At 71.7% G+C, this 26,441-nt stretch carries 27 protein-coding genes; 12 read left to right on the top strand and 15 right to left on the bottom strand.

Features of this window, described 5'->3' with window-relative positions; translation table 11 throughout:
- Positions 1-132: 132 nt before the first annotated feature.
- Positions 133-1,299 (bottom strand): steroid 3-ketoacyl-CoA thiolase, encoded by a 1,167-nt coding sequence (locus FO059_RS13840; protein WP_143909599.1) that lies wholly within the window; start codon positions 1,297-1,299, stop codon positions 133-135.
- Between the two features lie 343 nt (positions 1,300-1,642).
- Here FO059_RS13840 and FO059_RS13835 point away from each other — a divergent pair, with 343 nt between their 5' ends.
- The gene (locus tag FO059_RS13835; protein ID WP_143909598.1) at positions 1,643-2,893 is read left to right on the top strand and encodes a cytochrome P450; all 1,251 of its coding nucleotides are present in this window, start codon (positions 1,643-1,645) and stop codon (positions 2,891-2,893) included.
- A gap of 109 nt (positions 2,894-3,002) precedes the next feature.
- Here the strand turns inward: FO059_RS13835 and rsgA are convergent, their stop codons facing one another.
- The 3 genes from rsgA to FO059_RS13820 all read right to left on the bottom strand — a co-directional run bounded on the left by rsgA (position 3,003) and on the right by FO059_RS13820 (position 5,892).
- On the bottom strand, positions 3,003-4,067 hold the full coding sequence (gene rsgA / locus FO059_RS13830) for a ribosome small subunit-dependent GTPase A (RefSeq protein WP_372497854.1): 1,065 nt from the start codon (positions 4,065-4,067) through the stop codon (positions 3,003-3,005).
- Positions 4,028-5,323, bottom strand: coding sequence for a 3-phosphoshikimate 1-carboxyvinyltransferase (gene aroA / locus FO059_RS13825; RefSeq protein ID WP_143909597.1), 1,296 nt, complete (start codon positions 5,321-5,323; stop codon positions 4,028-4,030). The genes rsgA and aroA overlap by 40 nt, the downstream gene beginning before the upstream one ends.
- A 77-nt stretch (positions 5,324-5,400) precedes the next feature.
- The gene (locus FO059_RS13820) at positions 5,401-5,892 is read right to left on the bottom strand and encodes an aminoacyl-tRNA deacylase (RefSeq protein WP_143909596.1); all 492 of its coding nucleotides are present in this window, start codon (positions 5,890-5,892) and stop codon (positions 5,401-5,403) included.
- A gap of 224 nt (positions 5,893-6,116) precedes the next feature.
- On the opposite strand from FO059_RS13820, the gene FO059_RS13815 reads away from it, so the two are divergent.
- Together FO059_RS13815 and rsrA are read left to right on the top strand one after the other, a co-directional pair.
- A complete protein-coding gene (locus FO059_RS13815; RefSeq protein ID WP_233266737.1) occupies positions 6,117-6,926 on the top strand; it encodes a sigma-70 family RNA polymerase sigma factor in 810 nt (269 codons plus the stop codon).
- Entirely contained in the window at positions 6,923-7,207 is a 285-nt protein-coding gene (rsrA, locus tag FO059_RS13810; RefSeq protein WP_143909594.1) for a mycothiol system anti-sigma-R factor, read from the top strand. The genes FO059_RS13815 and rsrA overlap by 4 nt, the downstream gene beginning before the upstream one ends.
- 106 nt (positions 7,208-7,313) lie before the next feature.
- Here rsrA and FO059_RS19020 read toward each other — a convergent pair whose 3' ends face one another.
- Positions 7,314-7,388: a 50S ribosomal protein bL37 gene (locus tag FO059_RS19020; RefSeq protein ID WP_143910772.1), complete on the bottom strand. Its 75-nt coding sequence runs from the start codon at positions 7,386-7,388 to the stop codon at positions 7,314-7,316.
- 194 nt (positions 7,389-7,582) lie between these two features.
- Here FO059_RS19020 and FO059_RS13800 point away from each other — a divergent pair, with 194 nt between their 5' ends.
- Positions 7,583-9,085, top strand: a complete 1,503-nt coding sequence (locus tag FO059_RS13800; protein WP_143909593.1) for a sensor histidine kinase — start codon at positions 7,583-7,585, stop codon at positions 9,083-9,085.
- A 177-nt stretch (positions 9,086-9,262) separates the two neighbouring features.
- Here FO059_RS13800 and FO059_RS13795 read toward each other — a convergent pair whose 3' ends face one another.
- Positions 9,263-9,517: a WhiB family transcriptional regulator gene (locus FO059_RS13795; protein WP_143909592.1), complete on the bottom strand. Its 255-nt coding sequence runs from the start codon at positions 9,515-9,517 to the stop codon at positions 9,263-9,265.
- A 434-nt stretch (positions 9,518-9,951) separates the two neighbouring features.
- Positions 9,952-10,911, bottom strand: a complete 960-nt coding sequence (locus tag FO059_RS13790) for a diacylglycerol/lipid kinase family protein (RefSeq protein ID WP_143909591.1) — start codon at positions 10,909-10,911, stop codon at positions 9,952-9,954.
- A gap of 51 nt (positions 10,912-10,962) precedes the next feature.
- Here FO059_RS13790 and FO059_RS13785 point away from each other — a divergent pair, with 51 nt between their 5' ends.
- Positions 10,963-11,475: a hypothetical protein gene (locus FO059_RS13785; protein ID WP_233266736.1), complete on the top strand. Its 513-nt coding sequence runs from the start codon at positions 10,963-10,965 to the stop codon at positions 11,473-11,475.
- Between the two features lie 90 nt (positions 11,476-11,565).
- Here FO059_RS13785 and FO059_RS13780 read toward each other — a convergent pair whose 3' ends face one another.
- From FO059_RS13780 to FO059_RS13770, 3 genes are read right to left on the bottom strand one after another with little or no spacing between them, the layout of a single operon-like run.
- A complete protein-coding gene (locus tag FO059_RS13780; RefSeq protein ID WP_233266735.1) occupies positions 11,566-12,204 on the bottom strand; it encodes a nuclear transport factor 2 family protein in 639 nt (212 codons plus the stop codon).
- Complete coding sequence (locus tag FO059_RS13775) at positions 12,201-12,692, bottom strand: GNAT family N-acetyltransferase (RefSeq protein ID WP_143909589.1); 492 nt, start codon at positions 12,690-12,692, stop codon at positions 12,201-12,203. Before FO059_RS13775 ends, FO059_RS13780 begins: the two co-directional genes overlap by 4 nt.
- A complete protein-coding gene (locus FO059_RS13770; protein WP_143909588.1) occupies positions 12,689-13,306 on the bottom strand; it encodes an acid phosphatase in 618 nt (205 codons plus the stop codon). Before FO059_RS13770 ends, FO059_RS13775 begins: the two co-directional genes overlap by 4 nt.
- Before the next feature lie 119 nt (positions 13,307-13,425).
- Here FO059_RS13770 and FO059_RS13765 point away from each other — a divergent pair, with 119 nt between their 5' ends.
- Complete coding sequence (locus FO059_RS13765) at positions 13,426-14,238, top strand: ParA family protein (RefSeq protein WP_199257000.1); 813 nt, start codon at positions 13,426-13,428, stop codon at positions 14,236-14,238.
- Positions 14,239-14,247: 9 nt separating this feature from the next.
- Here FO059_RS13765 and FO059_RS13760 read toward each other — a convergent pair whose 3' ends face one another.
- Together FO059_RS13760 and FO059_RS13755 are read right to left on the bottom strand one after the other, a co-directional pair.
- Positions 14,248-15,501 (bottom strand): Rv3212 family protein, encoded by a 1,254-nt coding sequence (locus tag FO059_RS13760; RefSeq protein WP_143909586.1) that lies wholly within the window; start codon positions 15,499-15,501, stop codon positions 14,248-14,250.
- Positions 15,502-15,510: 9 nt separating this feature from the next.
- Positions 15,511-17,109, bottom strand: a complete 1,599-nt coding sequence (locus FO059_RS13755; RefSeq protein WP_233266734.1) for a DEAD/DEAH box helicase — start codon at positions 17,107-17,109, stop codon at positions 15,511-15,513.
- A 486-nt stretch (positions 17,110-17,595) separates the two neighbouring features.
- Between FO059_RS13755 and FO059_RS13750 the strand changes: the two genes are divergently transcribed.
- Together FO059_RS13750 and FO059_RS13745 are read left to right on the top strand one after the other, a co-directional pair.
- Positions 17,596-18,309, top strand: coding sequence for a ferritin-like fold-containing protein (locus tag FO059_RS13750; protein WP_143909584.1), 714 nt, complete (start codon positions 17,596-17,598; stop codon positions 18,307-18,309).
- 108 nt (positions 18,310-18,417) lie between these two features.
- The gene (locus FO059_RS13745) at positions 18,418-18,642 is read left to right on the top strand and encodes a DUF3107 domain-containing protein (protein ID WP_143909583.1); all 225 of its coding nucleotides are present in this window, start codon (positions 18,418-18,420) and stop codon (positions 18,640-18,642) included.
- Positions 18,643-18,699: 57 nt separating this feature from the next.
- On the opposite strand, the gene FO059_RS13740 is transcribed toward FO059_RS13745, so the two are convergent.
- A complete protein-coding gene (locus tag FO059_RS13740; protein WP_143909582.1) occupies positions 18,700-19,368 on the bottom strand; it encodes a TetR/AcrR family transcriptional regulator in 669 nt (222 codons plus the stop codon).
- 219 nt (positions 19,369-19,587) lie between these two features.
- Here FO059_RS13740 and FO059_RS13735 point away from each other — a divergent pair, with 219 nt between their 5' ends.
- From FO059_RS13735 to FO059_RS13725, 3 genes are all read left to right on the top strand, one after another.
- Entirely contained in the window at positions 19,588-20,628 is a 1,041-nt protein-coding gene (locus tag FO059_RS13735) for a DUF3152 domain-containing protein (protein WP_143910769.1), read from the top strand.
- Entirely contained in the window at positions 20,625-21,827 is a 1,203-nt protein-coding gene (locus tag FO059_RS13730) for a ThiF family adenylyltransferase (protein ID WP_143910770.1), read from the top strand. The genes FO059_RS13735 and FO059_RS13730 overlap by 4 nt, the downstream gene beginning before the upstream one ends.
- 193 nt (positions 21,828-22,020) lie before the next feature.
- Positions 22,021-22,812 carry a TIGR02569 family protein gene (locus FO059_RS13725; protein WP_233266754.1) on the top strand — a complete coding sequence of 264 codons (792 nt, stop codon included), beginning with the start codon at positions 22,021-22,023 and terminating at the stop codon, positions 22,810-22,812.
- Between the two features lie 27 nt (positions 22,813-22,839).
- On the opposite strand, the gene FO059_RS13720 is transcribed toward FO059_RS13725, so the two are convergent.
- On the bottom strand, positions 22,840-24,048 hold the full coding sequence (locus FO059_RS13720) for a MinD/ParA family ATP-binding protein (protein ID WP_143909580.1): 1,209 nt from the start codon (positions 24,046-24,048) through the stop codon (positions 22,840-22,842).
- Between the two features lie 141 nt (positions 24,049-24,189).
- Complete coding sequence (locus tag FO059_RS13715) at positions 24,190-24,867, bottom strand: FadR/GntR family transcriptional regulator (RefSeq protein WP_143909579.1); 678 nt, start codon at positions 24,865-24,867, stop codon at positions 24,190-24,192.
- Between the two features lie 240 nt (positions 24,868-25,107).
- On the opposite strand from FO059_RS13715, the gene FO059_RS13710 reads away from it, so the two are divergent.
- A complete protein-coding gene (locus FO059_RS13710) occupies positions 25,108-26,397 on the top strand; it encodes an MFS transporter (RefSeq protein ID WP_372497853.1) in 1,290 nt (429 codons plus the stop codon).
- Positions 26,398-26,441 lie beyond the last annotated feature (44 nt).

The raw sequence follows: 26,441 nt of genomic DNA, 5'->3' as shown, positions 1-26,441 counted from the left end.
TGCGCTCCTGACATGGTTGGTGTGACGTGCTGTGCTGCCGATGCCGCCAGTGTAGGGCGGCCGGCGAGGCGGTGAACGCGATCGCGCGCCGTGCCCCGGGGCGGGACACGGCGCGCGAGGGACGTGCGGAGGTCAGATGCGTTCGATGATCGTCCCCGCGGCCAGCGCCCCTCCGGCGCACATCGTGACCAGCGCGCGCTCGCCGTCGGTGCGCTCGAGCTCGTGCAGCGCCGTGGTGATCAGCCGGGAACCGGTGCAGCCCACGGGGTGGCCGATGGCGATCGCGCCGCCGTTGACGTTGACGCGGTCCATGTCCGGCTTGTGCTGCGACGCCCACGACAGCGCGACCGAGGCGAAGGCCTCGTTGACCTCGAATAGGTCGAAGTCGCTCATCGCCAGGCCGGAGCGGTCGAGCAGGCGCTGGGTGGCCTGCACGGGGCCGTCGAGGTGGTAGTAGGGCTCGGCGCCGACGAGCGCCTGGTGGGTGATGCGCGCGCGGGGCTTGAGGCCGAGCGCCTTGGCCTTGTCCTCGTCCATGATCAGGATCGCGCACGCGCCGTCGGAGATCTGCGACGAGGTGCCCGCGGTGTGGCGCGCGCCGTCGTAGACCGGCTTGAGCGTCGCCAGGCCCTCCATGGTGGTCTCGCGCAGGCCCTGGTCGCGGCTGACGGTGTTCCACTCGTCGGTGGGCTTCTTGTCCGCGTCGATCACCGGTGCCTCGACGGGGATGATCTCGCGGTCGAAGCGGCCCTCGCTCCAGGCGCGCGCCGCATTCTGCTGCGAGCGCAGGCCGAACTCCTCGAGGTCGGTGCGGGAGAATCCGCGCCGGTCCGCGATGCGCTCGGCGGCCAGGAACTGCGCGGGCATGTCGATGTCCCAGGACTCCGGGCGGCGGGGGCCCGCGTGATCGCCGGCCACGTTGGCGCCCAGGGGGACCTGGCTCATCATCTCGATGCCGCAGGAGACGCCGACGTCGATGGCGCCGGCGGCGACCAGGTTGGCCACCATGTGGGTGGCCTGCTCGGACGATCCGCACTGGCAGTCGATGGTGGTCGCGCCCGTCTGCCAGGGCAGCCCCGCGTTGAGCCAGGCGACCCGGGCGACGTCGTTGGACTGGGCGCCCACCTGCGTGACGCATCCGCCGACGACCTGCTCGACCAGCTCGGGGTCGATGCCGGCCCGCTTGACCACGCCCGCCTGCGCCTTGCCGAGCAGTTCGGCGGCGTGCAGGCCGGAAAGCCACCCGTTCCGCTTGCCGATGGGGGTGCGCACTGCTTCCACGATCACGGGATTGCCCACGACGAGGTCCTTTCGATTCGATGGCGGCGGTCGAGCCGGACCGGTGGTGCCGGGGCCGGCGGAGTTGGGGCCGATCAGGTTGGGGCCGATCGGGCTTGGCTTGATCGGGCTGGAGTTGATGAGGCTGTGGCCGATGGGGATGGGACCGATGGGGATGGGGCACCGTCCGGGTGCACACGCCCTCAGCTGCAAGCTAGAACAGGTATGCGCCGGTGATCAAGCCGGAGTCCCGCTGGTCCCGGGCCAAACCTTTCCAGTCGGACTGGAATGTGTTCTAATCGAGTTAGAACGTGTTCCAGTAGTGGCTGGGGCACCCGTGACCGCCGAGGGCAGGAGTGTAGACGTGACCAAGCCCAATCTTCCCGAGGGATTCGATCCCACCGAGCCGGAGCTCATGGCCGAGCGCGTCCCGCACGAGCAGCTCGCCGAGCTGCGCCGAAACGCCCCGGTGTACTGGATCTCGCAGCCGCGCGAGGTCGGCGGCTTCGACGACGACGGCTACTGGGCCGTCACCAGCCACGAGCTCATCCGCGAGGTCTCCCGCGACGACAAGACGTACTCGTCGTGGGAGAACACCGCCATCGTCCGCTTCGCGGACTACATCACCCGTGAGCAGATCGAGATGCAGCGCACGATCCTGCTCAACCAGGACGCGCCCGTGCACACCAAGCTGCGCGGCATCATCTCCCGCGGCTTCACCCCGCGCGCCATCGCGACGCTGCGCGGCGCGCTCACCGAGCGTGCCGAGAAGATCGTCAACGAGGCCAACGGCGAACAGACCGGCGACTTCGTCTCGAAGGTCGCCGCCGAGCTGCCGCTGCAGGCCATCGCCGAGCTGCTGGGCGTGCCGCAGGAGGACCGCGGCCAGCTGTTCAAGTGGACCAACGAGATGATGGGCTACGACGACCCGGAGAACGCGGACGTCGACCCGGCCATGTCGTCGATGGAGATGCTCGGCTACGCCTACAACCTCGCGGAGAAGCGCCGCGAGGAGCCGGCGGACGACATCATCAGCAAGCTGCTCGACGCCAGCATCGACGGCGAGGCGCTGAGCAGCGAGGAGTTCGGCTTCTTCGTGCTGCTGCTGGCGGTCGCCGGCAACGAGACCACCCGCAACGCCATCACCCACGGCATCCTCGCGTTCATGGACAACCCCGAACAGTGGAAGCTGTGGCGGGAGGAGCGGCCGAAGACGATGGCGGACGAGGTCGTCCGCTGGGCCAGCCCCGTCACCGTGTTCCAGCGCACCGCCACCTGCGACGCCGAACTCGGCGGCCAGCAGATCAAGAAGGGCGACCGCGTCGCCATCTTCTACATGTCCGGCAACCGCGACGAGACGGTGTTCGACGACCCCTACACCTTCGACATCACGCGTGATCCCAATCCGCACCTGGGGTTCGGCGGCACCGGGGCGCACTTCTGCATCGGCACGCACCTGGCGCGGCTCGAGATCGAACTGATCTTCAACGCCATCGCAGACGTGATGCCGGACATCACCAAGCTGGGGGAGGCGCAGCGCCTGCCGTCGGCCTGGCTCAACGGCATCAAGGAGCTCGAGGTGGACTTCACCGGAAAGTGCCCGGTGGCGCACTGACGCGCCCGCCCGACGAGGGGTGACGAGAGGCCCGGCGGTCTGCGGATCGCCGGGCCTCTCGTCGTCCGTCGAGTCCGGTCCGCCCGGCCGCCCCGTCGGGCGACGCCGTCTACTGGCCCGGGTCCCGCGCCCAGGCGTCGTTGGTGCCGAGGGCCGCGAGCAGCGATCGCACTGCGGATGCGCGCCGGCGGGTGTGCCCTTCCAGGGTGTCGAAGGCGCACTCCGGGTCGGCCGGCGGCCCCAGGTGGGTGCAGCCGCGGGGGCAGTCCTCCGCCGCAGCGTCGAGGTCGGCGAACGCGCCCAGGACGTCCTCGGGCGAAATGTGCGCCAGGCCGAACGACCGCACGCCGGGGGTGTCGATCACCCACCCGCCGCCGGGCAGCGGGATCGCCACCGACTGCGTGGAGGTGTGCCGCCCCTTGCCGACACCGGAGACGACGCCGGTGGCGCGGTCGGCGTCGGGGACGAGCCGGTTGACCAGGGTGGACTTTCCCACGCCGGAGTGGCCGATCAGCGCCGTGACGGTGCCGGTGAGCAGCGCGCGGACGGGGTCGAGCGGATCCTCGCGCCCGGCGAGCAACACGGGCACGTCGAGGTCGGCGAACGCGGCGGCGAACTCGGCCGGGTCGGCCAGATCCGATTTGGTCAGGCACAGCACGGGGGCGACGCCGCCCACATAGGCGGCGACGAGGGCGCGCTCGACGAACCCGGTGCGCGGCGGCGGATCGGCGAGCGCGGTGACGATGAGCAGCTGCTCGGCGTTGGCGACGACGGTGCGCTCGTACGGATCGGTGTCGTCGGCGGTCCGGCGCAGCACGGTGCGGCGCTCGGCGACGCGGACGATGCGCGCCAGGGTGTCCGGGCGGCCGGAGAGGTCGCCGACGACGTCGACGGTGTCGCCGACGACCACCGGCGTGCGGCCCAGCTCGCGGGCGCGCATCGCGACCACGCGGCGCTGCGGGTCGCCCTTCAGCGCGCATCCCCACCGGCCGCGGTCCTTGGAGACCACCATCGCGGCCACAGCGTCGCGGTGGTCCGGCCGCGTCTTGGTGCGCGGCCGGGAGCCGCGCGACGGGCGCACCCGCACATCGGACTCGTCGAAATCGTGAGTCCGCCGCGGCCGACGCGCCGCGCTCAGGAGACCGCTCCGGACCCGGCGAGCATCCCGGCCCACATCCCCGGGAAATCGGGCATCGTCTTGCCGGTCGTCTCGACGTCCTCGACCTGCAGACCGTCCACGCGCAGGCCCAGGATGGCGCCCGCGGTTGCCATGCGGTGGTCGGCGTAGGAGTGCCAGGTGCCGCCGTGCAGCGGCGCCGGCGTGATGGCGAGGCCGTCGTCGAGCTCCTCCGCGCGGCCGCCGAGGGCCGTGATCTCCGCGGCCAGCGCGGCGAGCCTGTCCGTCTCGTGGCCGCGCAGGTGGCCGATCCCCGTCAGCGTCGACGGCCCGTGCGCCAGCGCGGCCAGCGCGGCGACCGTGGGCGTCAGCTCGCCGGTGGCGCGCAGGTCCACGTCGATGCCGCGCAGCCGCTCCGGCCCCTCCACGGTGAGGGCATCGTCAGCCCAGGTGACCCGGCAGTCCATCGCCGCCAGGATCTCGCGGATCGCGTTGCCCGCCTGTGTGGTGGTGCGCGGCCAGCGTGGCACGGTCACCCGGCCCGCGGTGACCGCCGCGGCGGCGAGGAACGGCGTGGCGTTGGACAGGTCCGGTTCCACCATCCAGTCGACGGCGCGGACGGGCCCCGGCTCGACCCTCCAGGTGTCGACGCCGTTGCCGGAATGCTCGGTGGAGACGGCGACCCCCGCTGCGGCGAGCATGGCGATCGTCATGTCGATATGCGGCATGGACGGCACCGGCGTGCCCCGGTGCCGGACGGACACGCCGTGCCGGAAGCGGCAGCCGGAGAGCAGCAGTCCCGATACGAACTGCGACGACCCCGAGGCGTCGATCTCCACGATCCCGCCCTCGAGAGACCCGGAACCGAACACCGTGAACGGCAGCGCCCCTCCGACGACCTGCGCCCCCAGATCGCGCAGGGCGTCGAGGACCACGCCCAGCGGGCGCACCCGTGCCTGCGGATCGCCGTCGAAGGAGACGTTGCCCTCCGCGAGCGCGGCGATCGGCGGCACGAAGCGCATCACGGTGCCGGCCAGGCCGCAGTCGACCGCGCCGCCGTGCAGGGGGCCGGGCACGACGGACAGCGCCGTCGGGTCGGAGCCGTCGCCGTACGGCTCGATCCGCGTGCCCAGCGCCTGCAGCGCGCCGATCATCAGGTCCGTGTCGCGGCTGCGGAGCGCGCCGGTGATGGTCGACCGCCCCTCGGCGAGCGCGGCGAGGACGAGGGCGCGGTTGGTGATCGACTTGGACCCCGGCAGCTCCACGACAGCATCGACAGGCCCGCCGGCGGCGGGTGCACTCCACAGGCTCATCACTCCATCTTGGCCCATCGCCGCGTGCGCGGTCGGCACGGCCGGTCGGCCGGCGGCGCGGGCCGTGACGGAGCCGGTCAATTGGTGGCGATCCGGGCGGTCACTGCGCCGGTGAGCGTGACGAGGTCCTGCGGCCGAAGCTCCAGGTCCAGGCCCCGGCGGCCCGCGCTGCACAGGACCAGGCCGTAGGCCAGCGCGGACTCGTCGACCACGGTGGGCAGGCGTTTGCGCTGGCCCAGCGGCGAGATTCCGCCGACGACGTATCCGGTGGCCCGCTCGGCCTCGGCATGGTCGGCCATCGCCGCGCGGCGGCCGCCCAGCGCCTTCGCCGCCGCCTTGAGCGACAGTGCCGACGGCACGGGCAGGACGGCCACCGCCAGCACGTCGTCGACCTTGATCAGCAGGGTCTTGAAGATCTGTTCGGGTGCCACGTCGAGTTCGGCGGTGAGCGCCTCCACCGCCTCGGCGCCGAAGGTGCGTACGCGGCGATCGTGCGAGTACTCGTGCACACGGTGCTCGATTCCGGCCCGTGCCGCGGCGAGGGTGGCCGGAGTGGAAGTGCCCGACATGCCTCCACAGTAGGCCCGCACCCCGCGTGGCCCGGGAACACGACACGCCGGTGCGGCGTTGCACGGGACGAGGTCGTGGAGTCGCCGGAGAAGGCGGCACCGGCGACGGTCGTCCGTAGCGGAGGAGGTCTGGAGCATTGGGTGTGACGTGCATGCGCCGTCCCGTACTGATCGGCGAGCCGATAACGGTAGCCTCGGCATCAGGGACGACGGAAGGGACTCAAGTGCCGAAACCCGAGGAGCCGGACCGCAGCGCCTCCGCAACGGCGGAGCCCGAGTCCGGGGGCGCCGCAGCCGGGGGCGCCGCAGCCGCCCGGGGCGGGGAGGGCCGCGGCGTAGCGACGCGGGCCGGCGCCGGTGATACCGCGGAGAACGGGTCAGCGGAGAACGAGGCCGCGGAGAACGAGGCCCAGCTGGCCGCGCGGTTCGAGCGCGACGCGATGCCTCTGCTGGATCAGCTGTACGGCGCCGCGCTGCGGATGACGCGCAAGCCCGCCGACGCCGAGGACCTGGTGCAGGAGACCTACCTCAAGGCGTTCTCCGCGTTCCGGTCGTTCCGCAAGGGCACCAACCTCAAGGCGTGGCTCTACCGGATCCTCACCAACACCTACATCAACGGCTACCGCAAGAAGCAGCGTCAACCCGCGCAGTACCCGACGGACGAGATCACCGACTGGCAGATCGCCGCGACCGCCGAGCACACCGCGGAGGGGCTCAAGTCCGCCGAGCTCGAAGCGCTCGAGGCCATGCCCGACGAGAACATCAAGAACGCGCTGCAGCAGCTGCCGGAGGAGTTCCGGATGGCCGTGTACTACGCGGACGTCGAGGGCTTCCCGTACAAGGAGATCGCCGAGATCATGGACACGCCCATCGGCACCGTGATGTCGCGCCTGCACCGCGGACGCAAGCAGCTGCGCGGACTGCTGGCCGAGGTGGCCCGGGAGCATGGCATCGACACCTCGAAGAAGACGAAGGCGGCAGGCGGCAAGGCGACGGCACAGGCCGCGCCCGCAGGGCAGGAGAGCGACCGATGACCGGCGCAGCACCCGATGATCTGGATTGTTCCGCGGTGATCGCGGACGTCTGGTTGCTCCTCGACAACGAGTGCGACCAGGCGACGCGCGCGCGGGTGAAGCGGCACATGGAAACCTGCCCGTCGTGCCTCGCCACCTACGGCATCGAGGAGAAACTCAAGTACCTGCTGGAACGCAAGTGCGGCGGCGAACACGCGCCGGAGGGGTTGCGACAGCGGCTGAGCCTGGAGATTAGGCGCACCGTGGTGACCACGACGCGGATCGAACGCGGCGACGCCTGAACCCGTACGCCGGCTGAGGCGGGCGCGAACCCCTGAGCCGGCGCGCCCCGCGAACACGCTGAGGGCCCGGGAGCTGCATGCTCCCGGGCCCTCAGCGTGTCTACGGTCAGCTGTTGGGGCGCTTGCCGTGGTTGGCGGGCCTCTTCTTGCGGTCGCGACGCTTGCGTCCACGCTTGCTCATGATGTTCACCTCTCGTCCAACGGTGCATGTCCCGCCCGGCAGGGCGTGCCCACGGAGGTGGCCGCCCGCCCGTCCACGGAACACCGACCGGAACATTGTCGCACGTGCGCCGGACTGTGGTTCGATTGGTGCATGCTGTCGGATGCGCCGGGTGAACCGGCTCCCGCCCGCCCGGCCCCGGCGGCCCGGACGTGATGTCGACGCTCAGCGAGCTGCTCGCGCAGTACACGGACCTGGACGGCGGGGCGGTCGACCACCTGCAACGGGTGGTGGGCGAGTGGCAGCTGCTGGCGGATCTGTCCTTCGGCGACCAGCTGTTGTGGGTGCGCAGGTCCGGTGCCGGGGAGGTGGCCGGTCCGGCGTCGACGATGATCTGCGCGTCCCAGAGCCGCCCCACCACGGCGGCAACGGTGTTCCAGCGTGACGAGGTGGGCGCCCGCCCGTCGGCCGCGCAGGCGCCGCTTCTGCAGCGCGCGTGGGACGAGGGCGCCGTCGTCCGGGGGATCGTGGCGGTGCCCGGGGTGACCGACGCGGCACGGATGGCCGCCGTCCCGGTGCGTTACGCCGGCCGGACGGTGGGGGTCGTCGCCGCGGTCACCGCGGGTGTGCGACCACGCGTGCCCAGTCCGCTGGAGGCGGTGTACGACGACAGCGCCGCGCTGTTGCAGCAGATGATGGCCGAGGGCGCGTATCCGCCCGACGAGGCGGACTCGGCCTCGCACTCGAGCCCCCGCGCCGGTGACGGGCTCATCCGGCTCGACTCGTCCGGGCACGTCGCCTACGCCAGCCCCAACGCGCAGTCGGCGTTCCACCGGATGGGTCTGACCGTGGAGCTGGTGGGCCGTGACCTCGTGCAGGTGACCGAGGAGCTGGTGTGGGATCCGCTCGACGGTCGTGAAGCAGGCGAGAGGCTGCGGGACACGCTGGTGCACGGCACCGTCCTGCGGATCGAGCTGGACACACGCGGGGCGACGATCCTGATGCGTGCGCTGCCGTTGCGCACATCCGCGGCGGCGGCCGGGGCTCTGGTGCTGGTGCGGGACGTCACCGAGGTCAAGCGGCGCGACCGTGCGCTGCTGAGCAAGGACGCCACCATCCGGGAGATCCACCACCGGGTGAAGAACAATCTGCAGACCGTCGCCGCGCTGCTGCGGCTGCAGGGCCGACGGAGCGGCGACCCGGAGGTCACCGCCGCGCTCGCCGAGGCGGTGCGCCGCGTGTCGTCCATAGCCCTGGTGCACGAGACCTTGTCGATATCGGTGGGCGAGGACGTCGACCTGGATGCGGTGGTGGACCGGCTGGTGCCGATCATGGCCGAGGTCGCGGGCGGCGGCCGTGTCCGGATCCGGCGGCGGGGCGGATTGGGCAGTTTGGGGGCGGACAGGGCCACGCCGCTGGTGATGGTGATGGTGGAGCTGGTGCAGAACGCGATCGAACACGGCTACGAGGGTGTGGCCGAGGCCGGGGACGTGACCATCGACGCCGTGCGATCGGCCCGGACTCTGGAGGTCACCGTGCACGACGACGGCCGCGGCGTGCCCGACGGGTTCACGGTGGAGGATTCGCCGCGCCTGGGGTTGCAGATCGTACGGACACTGGTGGGCGCCGACCTGGGGGGAGAATTCAGCCTGGGTTCCGCCGAAGGAGGCGGCACGGATGCGATCGTGCGAATGCCCGCGGTGCGGAGTCGGGAATGAGGGCGTAGGGGGCACATAGAGGGCAGGGGCATAGAGGGCAGGGGGAGACGGCCCGGTACGCGCAGTCCGGCGACCGAAGGCCTCAGACCGCAGACCGCATTCCAGAAAGGCAGGCGGGCCGGGCCCCCGGTGGGAGGCCCGGCCCGCCTGCTGCCGCCGATGGGGCGGACGGAGACTTCAGACTGCGCTGCGGGTGCGTGCGCGCGCCTTGCGCCGCTTCAGGGCACGGCGCTCGTCTTCGCTGAGGCCACCCCACACGCCTGCGTCCTGTCCGGACTCGAGCGCCCAGGTGAGGCATTCGGATGCGACGGGGCAGCGGGCGCAGACCGCTTTGGCGGTCTGGATCTGCGCAATCGCCGGACCGCTCGTGCCGACCGGGAAGAACAGTTCCGGGTCCTCGTCGCGGCAGATGGCACGATGGCGCCAGTCCATCCCTCACTCCTTACTGGGTGCGTGCATGCACCGTCGGATATCTGATGAGAAAAATATGTGTTGCGTTTGCGGTCGGGAAGGCTTCCGCGCCACCGGTTCGGTTGCTGCGGACCATCTCCTGGAAAGGCCTTCGTGAACCCCGCCAATGAATGCTGTCACGTACTTGGGTAATGTCAATAGAGTTTTGTGAAGTCGTGGGCAACGTCACGTGAACAGAGTGCAACCTGCGCAAGGCGGCCTGCAGTCGGTTCGCGGTGCACGGCGACCCACGAAGCGACGGGCCGGTCGTCGTATGCACGCGGTGCGGCCGCCGGGCGGGCCAGGCGGGGGTTCGACGGTCGGATTCATACCCCGCCGATGCTACGCGCAACACGTGGTGTACGCTAGCGAAATTTTCCGTCCGCTCAGTGCACGGCCTCGCCCGGAACCGCGGCTCAGTCGGGTTCGGTGGGGGCGACGACGTCGAGGATCCCCGGCACCGAGTGGAAAGTGACGTCCGTGCGCACCCCCAGGTGATCGCCGTCGATCTGGAACGCGGCGGGTTCGGTGCTCCGGATCCGCACGCACGGCGTGTCATCGGTGTGCACCAGGTTCCTGTTCTTCGGGCGCGCGGTCGCGGACAGCAGCTGTCGCGACAGCCGCAGGCTCGTCGCGGTGCCCATACTCCGCATGCCGAACACCCCCAGGCCGCTGTCGAAGCGCGTGCCCGGATTGGTCCGGACTTCCCGCGCACCCAGATACGTCCACGGTGAGGTGTTGGACACGAATGCGTAGTGGACGCCGTCCACGGGATCCCGGCCGGGCAGCTCGACCGACAGCGTCGCCGGGCGGCGCGCATTGCGCAGGAACACGCGCACCGTCGTCCGCAGATAACGGGACGGCGTGGCGGCGTGACCGGCGCGTCGCGCGGCCTCCATCGCCTCCACCACCAGGGCGTCGACGCCCATGCCGGCGGTGAAGGTGAACCAGCGGTTGTCGCAGTGGCCCAGCCCGATGCGCCGCCGCTGCCGCGACGCCAGCAGGTCGAGCACCTGGTTGGTGGCCTCGACGGGGTCCGGGCGGATTCCCAGCGACCGCGCGAAGACGTTCGCCGAGCCGCCCGGGACCACGCAGACGGACGGAGTGCGGCCCTGCGCGATCTCACGCACGGAATCGGGGTGGGGCGGGCCCAACAGGCCGTTGACGGTCTCGTTGACGGTGCCGTCGCCGCCATGCACGACCACCACGGAGACGCCTTCGAGTGCGGCACGGTGCGACAGCTCGGCGGCGTGGCCGCGATGCGTCGTGTGCACCACCTCCAGATCGAGCCTGCTGGCCAGGGCGTGCGCCAGCAGGTCACGGCCCGCCGGGGTGGTGGACGTGGCGTGTGGGTTGACGATCAGGAGGGCGCGCACGCTCAGACACCCTAGCGGCACGCCCCGGACATGCTGTCCTAGGCTGTCCGCGTGCCCGACGACAACGACGGTTCGAGGCCGCGCGACCCGCGGGACCCCTCGACCGCCCCCCATCCGACCGAACCCGGAATCCCGCCCAACACGGTGCGCCTCGCGGGCGGCATCGTCACCGGCGAGGGCGTCGTGGGCGTCGGCATCGCGATCTTCTACGTGATCTCCGCGCTGGTGGGCAATCACGACAAGGGCATCAGCTACTACGGCACCGCCGCCTGGTTCGGCGTTCTTTTCGGCGGCGTCCTGGCGGCCGGGGTCACGCTGCTGATGGGCAAGCGCGGCGGGCGCGGTGTCGCCATCATCACCCAGGTGCTGCTGGCGCCGTTCGCGTTCTCGCTGCTCGGCCAGTCGCACCAGCTGGCCTGGGGAATCCTTATCGTCCTGGCCATCGTGCCCGCGTTCGTCCTGCTCGTGCACCCGCGGACATCGGAGTGGATGAACCGGCCCTACGCGCACCGCGCCGATCCCGACGCAGGCCGGTCGGACGACTCCGACGATCCCGACGACTGACGTCTTCGCGGGCGCCCGGCCTGCGACTTCGGCCGTCCGGGTGCGGGGTCGACGGGACGCGTTCCGAGCGCTGCGCCGTGACCCCGGCCGTCATTCCAGCCGCTGCAGGAGCCGGTAGACGGGGTCGGTCGCGTCCCGGGCGCCCGCCGGGCCGTCGCCGGCGCCGTGTTCGATGCGGATGACCCGCGCTGCGGACGGATCGTCGGCGGGCGGGCCCTCATACCGGTTCCATTCGCGCACGGCGAACCGCTCGACGATGGCCCACGTGCCGTCGCGACGTTCGAAGTAGTCGACGTAGCGCAGCCCGGTCGTGAAGTTCATCGCACGATGTGCGCCCCAGTGGCGGGCGACGCCGTAGCTCTCCGCCACCGCCCGGTCGCCGCTGACCTGCGCAAGATGGTTGGAGATCTCGTGGCGGGTTCCGTCGAGGGTGCGCAGCAGCGGCCCGACCCACTCGATGAACCCCTCGACGGGGCCGTCGAATCCGGTGTGATGATCGACGCCGTCCGCGTGGTACGCGGAGCGCACCGCCGTCATGTCGAGCCGGTCGATGCCCCGGCAGTAGCGCATCACGGCGTCGTGGATGTGCTGTTTCGCCGTGATCTCCGCCAGGGCTGCCGAATCCGCCAGGGCTGCCGAATCCGCCAGGGCTGCCGAATCCGCCAGGGCTGCCGAATCCGCCGGGATCGCGGCGTCGGATGCCGTCGGTTCTCCGCCGTGTCCGTTCACCGTCCGTCTCCTTCCGCCGCCAGGGCGGCGAGGGCCTCCCCGGTGAGCCTGTTCTGCGTCCATTCGCCCCGCCCGACCGCGCCGATCGATTCGTAGAACCGGATGGCGCCCGCATTCCAATTCAGCACCTCCCACTCGAGGCGGGTGTAGCCGCGCTCCGCGCACACCGAGGCCAGGGCGGCGAGCAGCCGGCGGCCGTGCCCCCGTCCGCGGGATCCGGGCCGCACGTAGAGGTCCTCCAGGTGGATGCCGTGCACTCCGTCCCACGTGCTGAATGTGAGGTACCACAGCGCCATCCCGGCGATCCGCCCGTCTTCCACGACGACATGGCCGAACACCGCCGCGTCCGGGGTGAACAGCGCGTCGGCCAGCAGGTCGGAGGTCACCGTGCACTGGTCGCGCATGCGCTCGAACTCCGCGAGCCCCTCGATGAGCTCCACGAGCACGGGGGCGTCGCCGCGGCGGACGCGGCGGACGTCGACGGTCATCGGATCGGCTCCTCGTGCGGTGCTGGCAGTCGCCCCGGGCCTGCCACGGAGCAGACGACCCGGTACTCGTGCTCGTGGCCCAGCTCGGCCACCGCCGCGGTGGGCATGGCCACGCGCGCGCCCAGCGTCACATCCGCGTCGATCCAGCGGGCCATCAGCGCCCGGGAGAAGTGACCGTGGCCCACGAGCACCACGTCGCGTTCCGCCCCCGGGCCGGCCACGGAACGCAGGAGCGCGTCCGCCCGCGCAGCGACCTGCGCGGCCGTCTCGCCGCCGGGACACGGATGCGTCCACACCGTCCAGCCGGGGACCGCCTTCCGGATCTCGGTCGTCGTCACGCCCTCGTAGTCGCCGTAGTCCCACTCGGCCAGTCTGTCGTCGACGGCGTCGACCGCGAGGCCCGCCAGGCGCGCGGTGTCCAGTGCGCGCGCACGCGGGCTCGCGATCACCAGAGGATCGTCCAGCCGCAAGGGGGCCAGCAGCTGCGGCAGCCGTCGGGCCTGTTCGATGCCCTCCTCCGTGAGAGCGACCTCGGTGCGGCCGGTGTGCCTGCCCGACGCGGACCATGCGGTTTCGCCGTGCCGGACGAGCACGACGCGGAAATTCTCCGTCACCCGGCCATCTTCGCACCCCCGTGCCCCAGCGGCCCGGGCGCGGGGGCCGGGGGCGATCCGGCGGTGTCGGCGCGCCGACGACGGGGCGGATGTGGCCTGGACGACAACGATCGGCGAAGATGGCGGACGTGGCAAGAGTTCTGGCAGTGGCAAATCAGAAGGGCGGGGTCGCCAAGACGACCACCGTCGCCTCGCTGGGTGCGGCGCTGGTGGCCCGTGGCAGGTCGGTGCTGATCGTCGACCTGGATCCACAGGCGTGCCTGACGTTCTCGCTGGGGCACGACCCCGACAAGCTCGCGTCGTCGGTGCACGACGTGCTGATCGGCGAGGCGGACGTGGACGACGTCCTGGTCGACACCGCGGACGGGATGACCCTGCTGCCCGCGACGATCGACCTTGCGGGTGCCGAGGCCCTGCTGCTGATGCGCCCGGGACGCGAGCACGCTCTGCGCCGCGCGCTGACCGCCGTCGCCGAGCGGTTCGACTACATCTTCATCGACTGCCCGCCGTCGCTGGGCGTGCTCACCCTGAACGGCCTCACCGCGGCGGACGCGGTGATGGTGCCCCTGCAATGCGAGACGCTGGCGCATCGCGGGGTGGGGCAGCTGCTGCGCACTGTCGAGGAGGTCCAATCGATCACGAACCCGTCGCTGCGGATGCTCGGTGTGCTGCCCACGCTCTACGATGCGCGCACCACGCACAGCCGTGACGTCCTCGCCGACGTGTCCGACCGTTACGGCATGCCGGTGCTGGCGCCGCCCATCCCGCGCACGGTGCGGTTCGCGGAGGCCTCGGCGTCGGGGGCGACGGTGCTCGCCGGCCGCAAGAACAAGGGCGCCGCGGCGTACCGGGAACTGGCGGGGAACCTGCTGGCCCACTGGGAGGACGGCGCCGAGCCGGTGACCCTGTCCGCCGCGGAGATCTACTCGTGACCGGTTCCGTCACTCCGGGGGCGGCACGGGCGTGAGCGCCACGAGGGTCCCGCCGCGCTGCTCCAGCACCACGTTGCCGGCCGTGCCCGGAACCACCGGCCCCGCGGTGCCGACGGCGCCGTCGGCGGTGCGGTCGACGGGGATCGTGCGCCGCACGCTGCCGTCCCAGGGGCCCGCCACGGCAAGCCCCTCGGCGGTGGGGACCAACAGCGCGGAGGCCATCGAGGTGCCCGGCCCCAGCGTGCCCGGCATCCGCCACCGGACGGCGAGTGTCCGCGCGTCCAGCGCGACCGTGCTCGCGCCGTTCCAGAAGGTGATCACCGGTCCCGATCGGGCGCCCACCACGACGCGGTCGATGGCGGTGCCGTCGGCGAGCGGTGTGAGGCTTTCGCGGGCGACACTCGCGTCGTAGACGAGCAGCGCGGTGCCCTGGCCGTCGGGCGCGACGACGGCGGTGTGCTCCCCGGACACCGCGACCACGCGCGCCGCCTGCAGCGGGGCGCCGTCGATGCCGAGCACCTGGGAGCCCAGCACGTCGGGCTGGGAGGCGTCGTCGGGCGTGGCGGTCATGACCGTCAACCGGACGCCGGCGTCGCCGGGGCAGCGCTCGAGTACCGCGATGCGGGTGCCGGACGCGGCGGCGGAGTCGATGGAGCACCCCGGGCGCGGGTCGCTGTCCGCGTGCACCGGCGCGTCGACGCGGCCGTACTCGACGGTGCGCACCAGATCCGAGCGCCACGACTCGATGCGGGTGGTCCCCACCGCGGTCACCCTGTCCTCGCCGGTGAGCAGCCGCATCGTGTCGTCCGAGTTGCTGCTGCGTTGCGGCCCGCGGCGGCCCGAGTCCGCGTCGACCGCGGTCACCTCGCTGCAGCCGTCGCCGGTGCGGTAGACGGCCACGGCGTGGCCGAAGGCGGCGGTCGCGGCGCACAGCGGCACCCCGCGTTCGTACGACCAGCGGACCTCGCCGGTGCGGAAGTCGTGGCCGAGGACCGTGGACCCGTCGGCCGTGATCACGGTGCCGCCCACGACGAGCGGGTGGCCGGCCGCGGCATCGGGGGCGCGCCAGGCCTCGGCGAGGGCCGACGGCGTGCCGGTGACGGCAGTGGGGACGGGGGCCGCGCCGACGGCGGGCTCGGCGTCGGTGGCGCGCGACGGGCTCGTCCACCACACGATCAGCGCCGCGACGATGATCGCGGCGCTGATCAGTGCGGTGACGGCAAGGTCGACGCGCGTGCGGCGCTCAGGCTCAGGCCGGGGCACGGAGCGGAGTCAGTCCGTGGCCGCGGCGCTGCCCTGCGGGGCGCTGCCGCCCGATGCGCTGCCGCCCGAGCGGCGGCGCCGGCGACGGCGCTGCGTCGGGCCCGCGGAGGACGGTCCGGTGCCTGCCTTGGCCTCGGAAGACGCGTCGGCGGTGCCGCCGTCGCCCGCCGGGCGCTGCGAGGCCGCAGCGCCCTCTCCGGCGGACTGCGCGCCCCGTGTGCGTCGGCGCGAAGAACGGTTGCGCTGCGCCGCGGCCTTGCCGTCGGCGCGGCGACGCGTGTCTCCGGAGCCCGACACGGAGCGCTTGTCACCGTTGCGCGAGCTGCGCGGACTGCCGGTGGCGCGGGTGGCGGCCCCCACCTTGCCGGTGACGTCGGTGGGGATGTCGAGGTCGACGAAGAGGTGCTCGGAACTCGAGTACGTCTCCACCGGATCGGCGATGCCGAGGCCCAGCGCCTTGTCGATCAGCTGCCAGCGGGGGACGTCGTCCCAGTCGACCAGGGTCACGGCGATACCGGTGCGGCCCGCGCGGCCGGTGCGGCCGATGCGGTGCACGTAGGTCTTCTCGTCGTCGGGGCACTGGTAGTTGATGACGTGCGTGACGTCGTCGATGTCGATGCCGCGGGCGGCGACGTCGGTGGCCACGAGCACGTCCACCGTGCCGGAACGGAAGCCGTCGAGGGACTTCTCTCGGGCCGCCTGGCCCAGGTCGCCGTGCACGGCGCCCACCTTGAACCCGCGCTCGGCGAGCTCGTCGGCGACCTTCTGCGCGGTCCGCTTGGTGCGCGTGAAGATCATGGTGGCGCCGCGGCCCCGTGCCTGCAGGATGCGCGTGAGCATCTCCACCTTGTCCAGCGCGTGCGCGCGGAACACGTGCTGGACGGTGCGCTCGTGCACCGCCGACGAGTCGGGCTCCTCGGCGCGGATGTGCGTCGGCTTGGTCAGGAACGTGCGCGCCAGGGTGATGATGGGCCCCGGCATCGTCGCGGAGAACAGCATGGTCTGGCGCTTGTCCGGCACCATGCCGAGGACCCGCTCGATGTCCGGCAGGAAGCCCAGGTCCAGCATCTCGTCGGCCTCGTCGAGCACGAGGACGGAGACCTTGCCCAGGACGAGGTGCCCCTGGTTGGCCAGGTCGAGGAGCCGGCCGGGGGTGCCCACGACGACGTCGACGCCGGACTGCAGCGTCGCGATCTGGTCCTCGTAGGGGCGGCCGCCGTAGATGGACATCACGCGGGCGCCCAGGTGCACGGAGGCCTCCTGAAGATCCGTGGTGACCTGGACGCACAGCTCGCGCGTCGGCACGATCACCAGCGCGCGTGGGGTGCCGTCCAAGGGCCGCTCGGCGTCGGCGGCCGTGATGCGGTGCAGCAGCGGAACGCCGAAGCCGAAGGTCTTGCCCATGCCCGTGCGCGCCTGGCCGATCAGGTCGTCGCCGGCCAGCGCCAGCGGCAGCGTCAGCTCCTGGATGGCGAAGGTGCGGTCGATGCCGACGTCGGCGAGTCCGCGGACGATCTCGTCGCGGACGCCGAGCTCGGCGAACGTGGGGGCGGGGGAGTCGGGAGTGTGGTTGAGGGACACCGGGCTGACATCGGGACTCGGGGTCACGCCGGTGTCGATGGTCTGCTTGCTCAGGGTATTGCCTTCCGTGCGGTCGTCGCGCGCACGCAGACGGTGGGCTGCTGGGCCGCGGCCCCGCCCACCTGCGGTGGGGGCCTGCGACCGCCGTGCCCCGGACGCAGCCCGGGTGGGCGGCATCGGCGGGGCGCCGGATCCCAATGCGGGGCAGTCGCCGTCGAACTGGTGACAGGCCTGCCGATCGGTGCGCGCACATTTCCGGCCCGGCGGTCCGTGACGGACGCTTCCATGTCGGGGCTTTCACCCGCGGTGGACACTGCCTGCACAGCCGCGGCGCGCCGTGTCCGCGCCGGCCGTGCGCGCGGGCGATGCCCACGCTGGGCCTGCGGAACACCCGCCGCCCGTCGGCTGCCGGAGATCCGAGCCGCGCCGGCATCCATGCCGACGCGCCCTCATCCTACCGGTCGGCGGCGGCGTACGCGGGCACCGGACCGCGCCGGGGCTATTGTGCACTGCATGACGAACCCCGAACCCGTCTCCCCGGATGCCGTCGCCCACGACCCCGCAGACGCGGAGAGTCGGGTGGATGCGGACCATCCGGGCGTCGACGAGCTCTACGGACTCCTCGCATACGGGCAGCTGTCCGCCTTCTACCGGCTCACGGCGGATGCCGCCGCGATGGCGCCCACCGTGCGGGGCAAGGTGGCGATGGCGCGGCTGGCGGCCACGGACCACGAGCATTTCGAGCTGCTGCGCGGCGCTCTGGCCGACCGTGGACGCGACGTGTTCGACGCGATGGCGCCCTACGAGCAGACCATCGAGCAGTTCCATGCGTCGACCACGCCCAGCTCGTGGCTCGAATCGCTCGTCAAGGCGTACATCGGCGACGGGCTCGCCTCGGACTTCCACCGGGAGATCGTGGCGGCGCTGCCCGAGGAGATCCGCAGCGTCGTCTCGGAAGCGCTCGAGGAGACCGCGCGCTCCGAGTTCGTGGTGGCCGAGGTGCGCGCCGCCATCGAGAAGACCCCGCAGGTGCGTTCGCGGCTGGCGCTGTGGGCGCGCAGGCTTCTCGGCGAGGCCGTCACGCAGGCGCAGTACGTGGCCCTGCAGAGCGAGGCGCTGAGCGAATTGGTGATCGCCGCCGCCGGCGACATCAATCACCTGGCCGAGTTGCTCGACCGGATCCAGGACAAGCACGCGCGGCGGATGGAATCTCTGGGCCTCGGATAGTGTTCCGGGTGTTGTGGGGCCGGGCCCCGCGGCACGGCAGGGTGATCCGCTGCACGACGGAGTGATCCGCGGTTCACGACGACTGGGATCGAGACTGGGAGGAAGACCGTGGAGGTCAAGATCGGTGTGTCCGACAACCCGCGCGAACTGGTGATCGCCAGCGCGCAGGCCCCGGAAGAGGTGGAGAAGCTGGTCTCCGCGGCGCTGTCCGGCGGCGAAGGGGTGCTGAGCCTGGAGGACGAGAAGGGCCGCCGGTACGTCGTGCCCGCCGCCCGGATCGCATACGTCGAGATCGGCATCAAGGACTCGCGCCCCGTCGGTTTCCTCAAGTAGCAGGCGGCCGGGCGGCGTCGACGACGGCGCCCGGCTCCGGCGCTGTTGCCCCGGCGGTCAGTCCTCGCGGCGTCCCTGCATGGGCACATGGGCAAGCCCGCCCCACGCGAGAGCCGCCGTGGTGGACACCGCGTCCTCCTTGGTGATGGGGCGGTCCGCCTCCATCCAGTACCGCGCGCTGACCTGGCTTGCGCCGACCAATCCCACCGCGAGCATGCGCGCACGGTACGGGTCCAGGCCGGAATCCTGGCTGACAGTGTCGAATACGGCGTCCACGCAGGCGTCGACGCCGTTCTCGACGCGGCTCTGCACCTGTGGATCGCCCATGAGGTCGGATTCGAAGACCAGCCGGTAGCCCTGCGTGTCGTTGTCGACGAAGTCGAAGAACGCGCCTACCGCGGCGTGCACGCGCTTGCGATTGTCCGTGGTGGAGCGCAGCGCCTGGAGCACGCCGTGCACCATCTGATCGATATGCCTGGTCAGCACAGTCATGTAGAGGTCGAGCTTGCTGGGGAAATGCTGGTAGAGGACCGGCTTGCTGACACCCGCGGTCTCGGCGATCTCGTCCATTCCGGCGGAGTGGTAGCCGCGGACCACGAAGACCGTGCTGGCCGCCTCCATCAGCTGCAGCCGGCGCTCGTTGCGCGGCATGCGGGCGGGCTTCTTCGTGGGCCGGTGGGCGGAGTCCGCGGAACCCTCCGACTCATCGCGGGCGGTATCAGTCATTGCTCTCCAGGGTCTCCGTGATCTCCGGTCGTGCACGGTCCGCAGGCCGTCGGGCGTGAACCGGAGACTCAGACTACTCGGTCGGCGCGTGCACCCGGCGGCTCCCATCGGCGGTGTACCTCGTGCGCTGGTCGGGGAGTATGAGATTCTGGTGCTGTGACATATCGGGACGATGACGCGCACCGGTCCCGCCGTCCGGCGGCGGACGGCGACGGACGCATCGCCGGGGCCGTGCGCGACCGCGGTCCCGAGCCGCAGTACGCCGACGGTCAACGCGTGCGAGATTCTGCCGATGAGCAGGGCGGATTCTCGTTTCCGTCGTGGAACCAGCCGCTGCGCGCACGGTGGGACCCCACCTTCGGTCCGCAGCGCCCGCGTGCCCGGCGCAGCGAGCGTGAGGGCATCCGGCGCCAGACCCGGTTGGGGCGGTTCGTCTCGCAGTACGGCTGGCGCGCCTACGCGATCCCCGTGCTCGTGCTGGTGACGGTGTTCGTGATCATCGAGGCGTTCCGCGGCGGCGGGTCCTCCAGCGCCGAGTCGCCCAGCCTGGGCACCCGGCTCTCGGACGTCAACGGCATCGTCGGCGCCCCCGTCGCGGACGGCCGCTTCGACGCGTCGGTGCCCTCGGCGGCGCTTCCGGACGGCGGCGCGTTCACCGTGCAGGGCGCCGGCACGTTCCACATCGTCCCCGGCACCACGGGGCAGGTGGGGCAGGGCACGCAGCACGTGTACACGTACACGGTCGACGTCGAGGACGGCGTCGACACCACCGGGTACGGCGGGGACGAGGCGTTCGCCAGCCTGGTCGACCACACGCTGGCCAACCCGAAGAGCTGGATCAACGATCCGACGGTCGCATTCCGGCGCGTCGACACCCCGGACGCCGACTTCCACGTCGCCCTCACCTCGCAGATGACGGTGCGGCAGAGCTGCGGATACGACATCCCCGTGGAGACCTCCTGCTACAACGCCGACCTCAAGCGGGTCGTGCTCAACGAGCCGCGCTGGGTGCGCGGGGCGGTGGCCTTTCAGGGCGACATCGGCTCGTACCGGCAGTACATGGTCAACCACGAGATCGGCCATGCCATCGGTTACGCGCAGCACCAGCCGTGCCAGAGCGACGGCGGGCTCGCGCCGATCATGATGCAGCAGACCTTCGGCGTCGCCAACGACGACATCGCCAAGCTCGATCCGGAAGGCGTGGTCCCGAAGAACGGCATGACGTGCAACCCCAACCCGTGGCCGTTCCCGAGATCATGAGCGCGTCGGGGAATGCCGCGGGCCCGCTGCCGCCCCTCGTCGGGGTCGGGCCGGGGCTCAGCGATCGCGACCGGGCGAGATTCCATCGGCACACGATCCTCCCGCAGCTCGGCGAAGACGGTCAGCGGCGGTTGCGCAACGCCCGCGTCCTGGTCATCGGGGCGGGCGGCCTGGGCGCCCCCACGCTGATGTACCTGACCGCGGCGGGTGTCGGCACCATCGGGATCGTCGACTTCGACGTGGTGGAGGAGTCGAATCTGCACCGGCAGGTCATCCACGGAGAGGCCGACGTGGGCCGCCGCAAGGTGGACAGCGCACTGGACTCGATGCGGGCCATCGACTCGCAGGTCCGCGTGCGGCTGCACGCCGAGCCGCTGGACAACGGCAACGCGGTGGAGATCTTCGGCCAGTACGACCTGATCCTGGACGGCACCGACAACTTCGCCACCCGCTACCTGGTCAACGATGCCGCCGTGCTGGCCGGACGCCCCTACGTGTGGGGTTCGATCTTCCGCTTCTCCGGCCAGGTGTCGGTGTTCTGGGACGGCGCGCCGGACGGCCGGGGGGTCAACTACCGGGACCTCTACCCGGAGCCGCCCGCCCCGGGCACGGTCCCGTCGTGCGCCGAAGGCGGAGTGCTGGGCGTGTTGTGCGCGGCGGTCGGCTCGGTCATGGCCACCGAGGCGGTCAAGCTCATCGCGGGCATCGGCCGCCCGCTGCTCGGCCGGCTGCTGATCTACGACGCGCTCGAGATGAGCCACCGGACCATCGGCATCCGCAAGGACCCGGCCGCGCCGCCGATCACGGGGCTCGTCGACTACGAGCGGCTGTGCGGCGCTCCGGACGCGCCGCTCGTGCCGGAGACTTCCGCCCGCGAGCTCGCGGCGGAACTGGATGCCGCCGCCGGGGAGGGGAGCGGGCGCGTGGAGTTGATCGACGTGCGCGAACCGGACGAATGGGCCATAGCGCGCATCCCGGGGGCCAGGCTGGTGCCGTTGGGCGGTTTCGCCGCCGGCGCGGAGGACCCGCTGGCGGAACTGCCGCCGGAGCGCCGGGTGGTCGTGTATTGCAAGTCCGGCGCGCGATCGGCGCAGGCGACAGCGTGGCTCTTGGAGCACGGTCACCGTGACGTGTGCAACCTGGCCGGAGGAATCGACGACTGGGCGCGCACCGTCGACACCGCGATGCCGCGATACTGATCCGGCCGTCGACGCCGAAGGCCGGCGTGGGCGGTCGGCCGGACGGGACTGCCGACACGGCCGGGCGGCTACCGACACGGCCGGGCGGCTACCGGCGCGGCCGGGCCTGCTCGACGGTAGGTTACGGAATGTGAGCACTCCAGATCTTCCTCCCGAGCACGTCCGGTCCACGTTCGGCCTGCGTGGCCAGGAGATGATGCCGTTGGGTGACGGTTCGGGCGCGTGGCGCGTGGGCGAGGCGGTGGTGTCGCCGGTGGCCGACCATGCGCGGGCGGCCTGGTCGGCGAGTGTGCGCGAAACCCTGGACGTGGACGGCGTGCGGTTGGCCCGGCCCGTGCGCTCGAGCGACGGTCGATACGTGGTGTCCGGTTGGCGGGCGGACACCTTCATCACCGGCGAACCCGAGCCCCGCTACGACGAGGTGGTGTCGCTGTCGGTGCGGCTGCACGCCGCGACGTCCTCCCTGGCGCGCCCGCGGTTCCTGGTGCAGCCGCCCGCTCCGCCGTACGCCGACTCCGACATCTTCGCCCTGGCGGACCGGGCCGCATGGGAGGCCACGCCGTTCGCCGGCGTCCGCGGCCTCGACGCGATCGTCGCGGCGGGGCCGGACGGCGACCGCAGCAGCGAGCTGGTGCGCCAGTTGGCGTCGCTGCGCAAGCCCGTGGAAACTCCTGCGCAGGTGGTGCACGGCGACCTCTTCAGCACTGTCCTGTTCGCCGGCGCGGCCGCCCCGGGCATCCGGGACATCGTGCCGTATTGGCGCCCCGCCCCGTGGGCCGCGGCGGTGATCGTCGTGGACGCGATCTCGTGGGGCGGTGCGGACGAGGGCCTGATCGAACGCTGGGGCGTGCTGCCGGAGTGGCCGCAGATGCTGTTGCGGGCCATGATCTTCCGGCTGGCCGTCCACGCCCTGCACGACCGGGCCACCACGGGCGTGCTGCCGGGGCTGGAACGCACCGCCGACCTGGTGCGGCTGGTGGTCTAGGGCGCTCACGGGGAGGCGTGGGCGCCGCTATCGGCGCGGGAGTGAGAATCCCTCCGCCACCACCGCGGCGAGCTCGAGGAACGCCCTGCGCGTGCCCCGGCCGAGCAGGTCCAGGTCCACCTCCGACCCCTCTGCCAGGTGCGGGTCGAACGGGATCGTGTGGACGACGCGGCATCGGCCGGCGAACAGTTCCTGCAAACGGGGCATCTTGACGGCGTTCGAGCCGCGCCCGGCGGAGTTGATGACGACCACGCAGCCCTCCACCAGGTCGCCCCGGTCGTGGTGTTCGAGCCAGTCGAGCGTCGCCAGCGCGCTGCGCGCCCCGTCGATGGCGGGAGAGGTGACGAGCACCAGCGAGTCCGCGGTGTCGAGGACGCCCGCCATCGCGGAGTGCATGAGGCCCGTGCCGCAGTCCGTCAGCACGATGTTGTAGTAAGACTGAAGGATTCGCAGCACCGACCGGTAGTTCTGCTCGCTGAACGCCTCCGAGACCGCGGGATCCTTCTCGGACGCGATCACCTCGAGCCTGCTGCGCGCCTGGGAGGTGTGGGCGCGCACATCGGAATAGCGGCGGATGCGCGGATCCTCCAGCAGGCCCCGCGCAGTGGACGTGGTCTGCGAACGTACCCGCTGGCCGAGGGTGCCGAGGTCGGGATTCGCGTCGACGGCGATGACCCTGTCGCCGCGCACGGACGCGAACGTGGAGCCCAGGCCGATGGTGGTGGTCGTCTTGCCGACCCCGCCTTTGAGCGACAGCACCGCGATGCGGTAGTCGCCGCGGATCGGCTGGTCGATGCGCGCCACGAGCTCGCGATGAGCGGCGTCCGCGCGCGATTCCCCCGGGTTGATCAACCTGCCCGAGGCCACGTGCACGGCGCGGCGCCAGCCGCCGGAGGGCGGGCGCTTGGACCGCTGGAGCAGGTCCAGGTCGGACAGTTGCTGGTGTGCCGGCGTGCGGGGCTCGGGGGAAGGCCGTGCGGGCGCACGTGTACCGGGCCGCGCAGCGGCGGGGGATGCGGGTTCCGTAGGAGCCTGCGTCTTCCCGAGAGCCGACGGTGCCGGTGACTTCAGCGGCGCCGCGGCTTCCGTGACGGACGGGGCGTGCCTGGCGGGGGTCTGTGCGTCGGGGGCCTGTGCGGCGACCGGCGGTTCCGCCCGTGCCCTGCCTGCGAGCCAGGGCGGGTCCGCCGGTGCGGAGCCGAAGTTCTGCGCGCCTGGATACCCGACGTCTGGCATGGAAATCCCCCCGTGTGCAAACCCCTGGCCGCGTCAGCGGCGGCCCCCCGTGAAATCAGCGACCACGCTAACACCCTGCCGCGGCGGAAGGGAACGGCCGCCGCCTCATTCTGTCCGGCGTCCTTTCCGGATCTGGCCGGCCTATCCGGGACCTACATCGCGCGAGAGAAGATCGGACAGGAAGCCGTACAGCGTCGTGGCGGCTCGCGCGGCGTCCCTGTCGTCGATGGCGTCGACCAGCGCCCGGTGCTCGTCGAGGTAGACGGTTCCCGAGTCGGCGACTTCGGCGAGCATCTCCTCCGTCATCGTCGGGACCACGCCCTCGTAGACTTCCAGGTAGGTCATGTTGTGGGCGGCGACGACCACCGCGCGGTGCAGGGCCGCGTCCGCGCGCGCCGCGGCGTCCAGGTCTCCGGCCCGATGGTGGCGGTCGATCTCGCCGAGCAGCCGGCGCATGTCGTCGATGTCGGCCGCGCTGCGGCGCTGCGCGGCCAGCGTCGCGGCGGTGACCTCCAGGGCCTGTCGCAGTTCCAGAAGTTCCCTCCGCCGTGCGGGGTCGATCTCGCGCCGCAGCACGGCGGCGACCGACGAATCCGCCAGCACGAACGTGCCGGAGCCCTGCCTGCGGTCGAGGAGCCCTGCGTGCACCAGCGACTGCACCGCTTCGCGGACCGTGTTGCGCCCCGCTCCGGTGATCCGTGCGAGCTCGGGCTCCGTGGGGATCCGTGAACCCACCGGCCACCGGCCCTGACGGATCTCGCGGCGCAGCACCTCCGTCACCTGGTCGATCAGACCCGGACTCCTCGTGATCGACTGCACGACCCGTTCCCTCCGTACCGAAAGACGTTGTCATCACCATGTCACCGTCATGCCACCACCTTGGCGCCACCGCGCCGCCGCAGTGCCCTCGCCAGCGCCGCGGCGTCGTCACACCGGCATTGTCGCACCCGCCGCGATCAATACATCCCATCATCCTATGATTTGTCGGAGCAATCGGTGGACGGTCATGATGACGGCGGGGAGAGGGCGACGGTGGGTGTGACAGGTATCGGCGGCGACGTGCGCAGCAGTCCGCGGGGGCCCGCAGGCGGATTGCGCGGATTCTTCTCGGGGCGGGTCATCGCCTTCCTGGCCCTGACCTTGTCCGCCCTGGTGCTGCGCACCGCGGTCACCTCCATCACCCCGTTGCTGGACAGGATCGGCGACGAGGTCGGTTTCGGCTCGGCGGTGGCCGGCGTGTTCGGCATGGTGCCCACCGCGATGTTCGCGCTGTTCGGCCTGCTCACTCCGCTGCTCATCGGCCGGACGGGTCTCGAGCGGGTGGCGGTGCTGTCGATGGTCTTGTCCGGTGCCGGGCTGCTGGCCAGGGCACTCGTCAACGACACCGCCCTGCTTCTCGTGTTCTCCGGTGTCGCCCTCGCGGGGATGGGCATCGGCAATGTGGTGATTCCGCCGCTGGTCAAACGCTACTTCTCGGATCGCGTCGCGATCATGAGCGCCGTCTACATCACCTGCGTGCAACTGGGGACCGCGGTGCCGCCCCTGCTGGCGGTCCCCGTGGCGGACGCATACGGGTGGCGATGGTCGCTGGGCATGTGGGCCCTGGTCGCGGCGGCCGCCCTGCTGCCGACGCTCGCGCTGCTGCGGTCGCGGCGCTCCGCGGAGGCCGCCGCGCGCGTGGCCGTGCCCGGAGCGTCCTCGGAGGACCGGCCCGCCGCCGCCCGGCCCGGCGTCGTCGAGAGCCCTGTCGACGAATCCGCGGGCCGTCGAGGTTCGTTGGTGCGTACAAGCCTGGCGTGGGGCCTGGCGGGGATGTTCGGCATGACCTCGCTGATCACCTACTCGCTGTTCACCTGGCTGCCCCGGATCTTCTCCGACGCGGGAGCCGACGAGGCGTTCGGCGGCGCGATGGTGGCGCTGTTCTCCGCGATGGGGCTGATCGCCGCGCTGGCAGGGCCCACAGTCTGCGCGCGCATGTACAACCCCTTCCCGATCGTCCTCGGCTGCGCGGTCGTGTACATCGTCGGCTTCGGCGGGCTGTACTTCGCGCCGATGGGGGCGCCGATCCTGTGGGTGGTCCTGCTGGGCCTCGGGCCGAGCACGTTCCCGATGTCGCTGACGCTGATCAACCTGCGCACCCGTACGCAGTCCGGCGCCTCGCGGATGTCGGGGTTCAGCCAGGGGATCGGTTACACGGCGGCGTGCCTGGGCCCGCTGCTGTTCGGCGTGCTGCGGGACGCGACGGGCGGATGGGCGTGGCCGTTCGCGTTCATGCTCGCGGCGATGTGCGTGATGGTGGCCGGTGCGTTCTTCGCGTGCAAGCCGCGCTATCTCGAGGATCTCTGGTAGACGGGCGATCCCGTCGGAATCCGGCGCCGCGGTGCAGCGTCAGG

It is taken from the genome of Tomitella fengzijianii (assembly GCF_007559025.1).
Classification (GTDB): Bacteria; Actinomycetota; Actinomycetes; order Mycobacteriales; family Mycobacteriaceae; genus Tomitella; species Tomitella fengzijianii.
Note: the sequence above shows the minus strand (reverse complement) of the source record. Positions and strands in the feature narration are given on the sequence as shown.

Excerpts from the sequence above, each read along its gene's own strand:
- aroA (WP_143909597.1), bottom strand. The coding sequence starts at position 5,323 with ATGAGCCTGTGGAGTGCACCCGCCGCCGGCGGGCCTGTCGATGCTGTC.
- FO059_RS13820 (WP_143909596.1), bottom strand. The coding sequence starts at position 5,892 with ATGTCGGGCACTTCCACTCCGGCCACCCTCGCCGCGGCACGGGCCGGA.
- rsrA (WP_143909594.1), top strand. The coding sequence starts at position 6,923 with ATGACCGGCGCAGCACCCGATGATCTGGATTGTTCCGCGGTGATCGCG.
- FO059_RS13800 (WP_143909593.1), top strand. The coding sequence starts at position 7,583 with ATGTCGACGCTCAGCGAGCTGCTCGCGCAGTACACGGACCTGGACGGC.
- FO059_RS13795 (WP_143909592.1), bottom strand. The coding sequence starts at position 9,517 with ATGGACTGGCGCCATCGTGCCATCTGCCGCGACGAGGACCCGGAACTG.
- FO059_RS13775 (WP_143909589.1), bottom strand. The coding sequence starts at position 12,692 with ATGACCGTCGACGTCCGCCGCGTCCGCCGCGGCGACGCCCCCGTGCTC.
- FO059_RS13765 (WP_199257000.1), top strand. The coding sequence starts at position 13,426 with ATGGCGGACGTGGCAAGAGTTCTGGCAGTGGCAAATCAGAAGGGCGGG.
- FO059_RS13750 (WP_143909584.1), top strand. The coding sequence starts at position 17,596 with ATGACGAACCCCGAACCCGTCTCCCCGGATGCCGTCGCCCACGACCCC.
- FO059_RS13740 (WP_143909582.1), bottom strand. The coding sequence starts at position 19,368 with ATGACTGATACCGCCCGCGATGAGTCGGAGGGTTCCGCGGACTCCGCC.
- FO059_RS13730 (WP_143910770.1), top strand. The coding sequence starts at position 20,625 with ATGAGCGCGTCGGGGAATGCCGCGGGCCCGCTGCCGCCCCTCGTCGGG.
- FO059_RS13725 (WP_233266754.1), top strand. The coding sequence starts at position 22,021 with ATGATGCCGTTGGGTGACGGTTCGGGCGCGTGGCGCGTGGGCGAGGCG.
- FO059_RS13720 (WP_143909580.1), bottom strand. The coding sequence starts at position 24,048 with ATGCCAGACGTCGGGTATCCAGGCGCGCAGAACTTCGGCTCCGCACCG.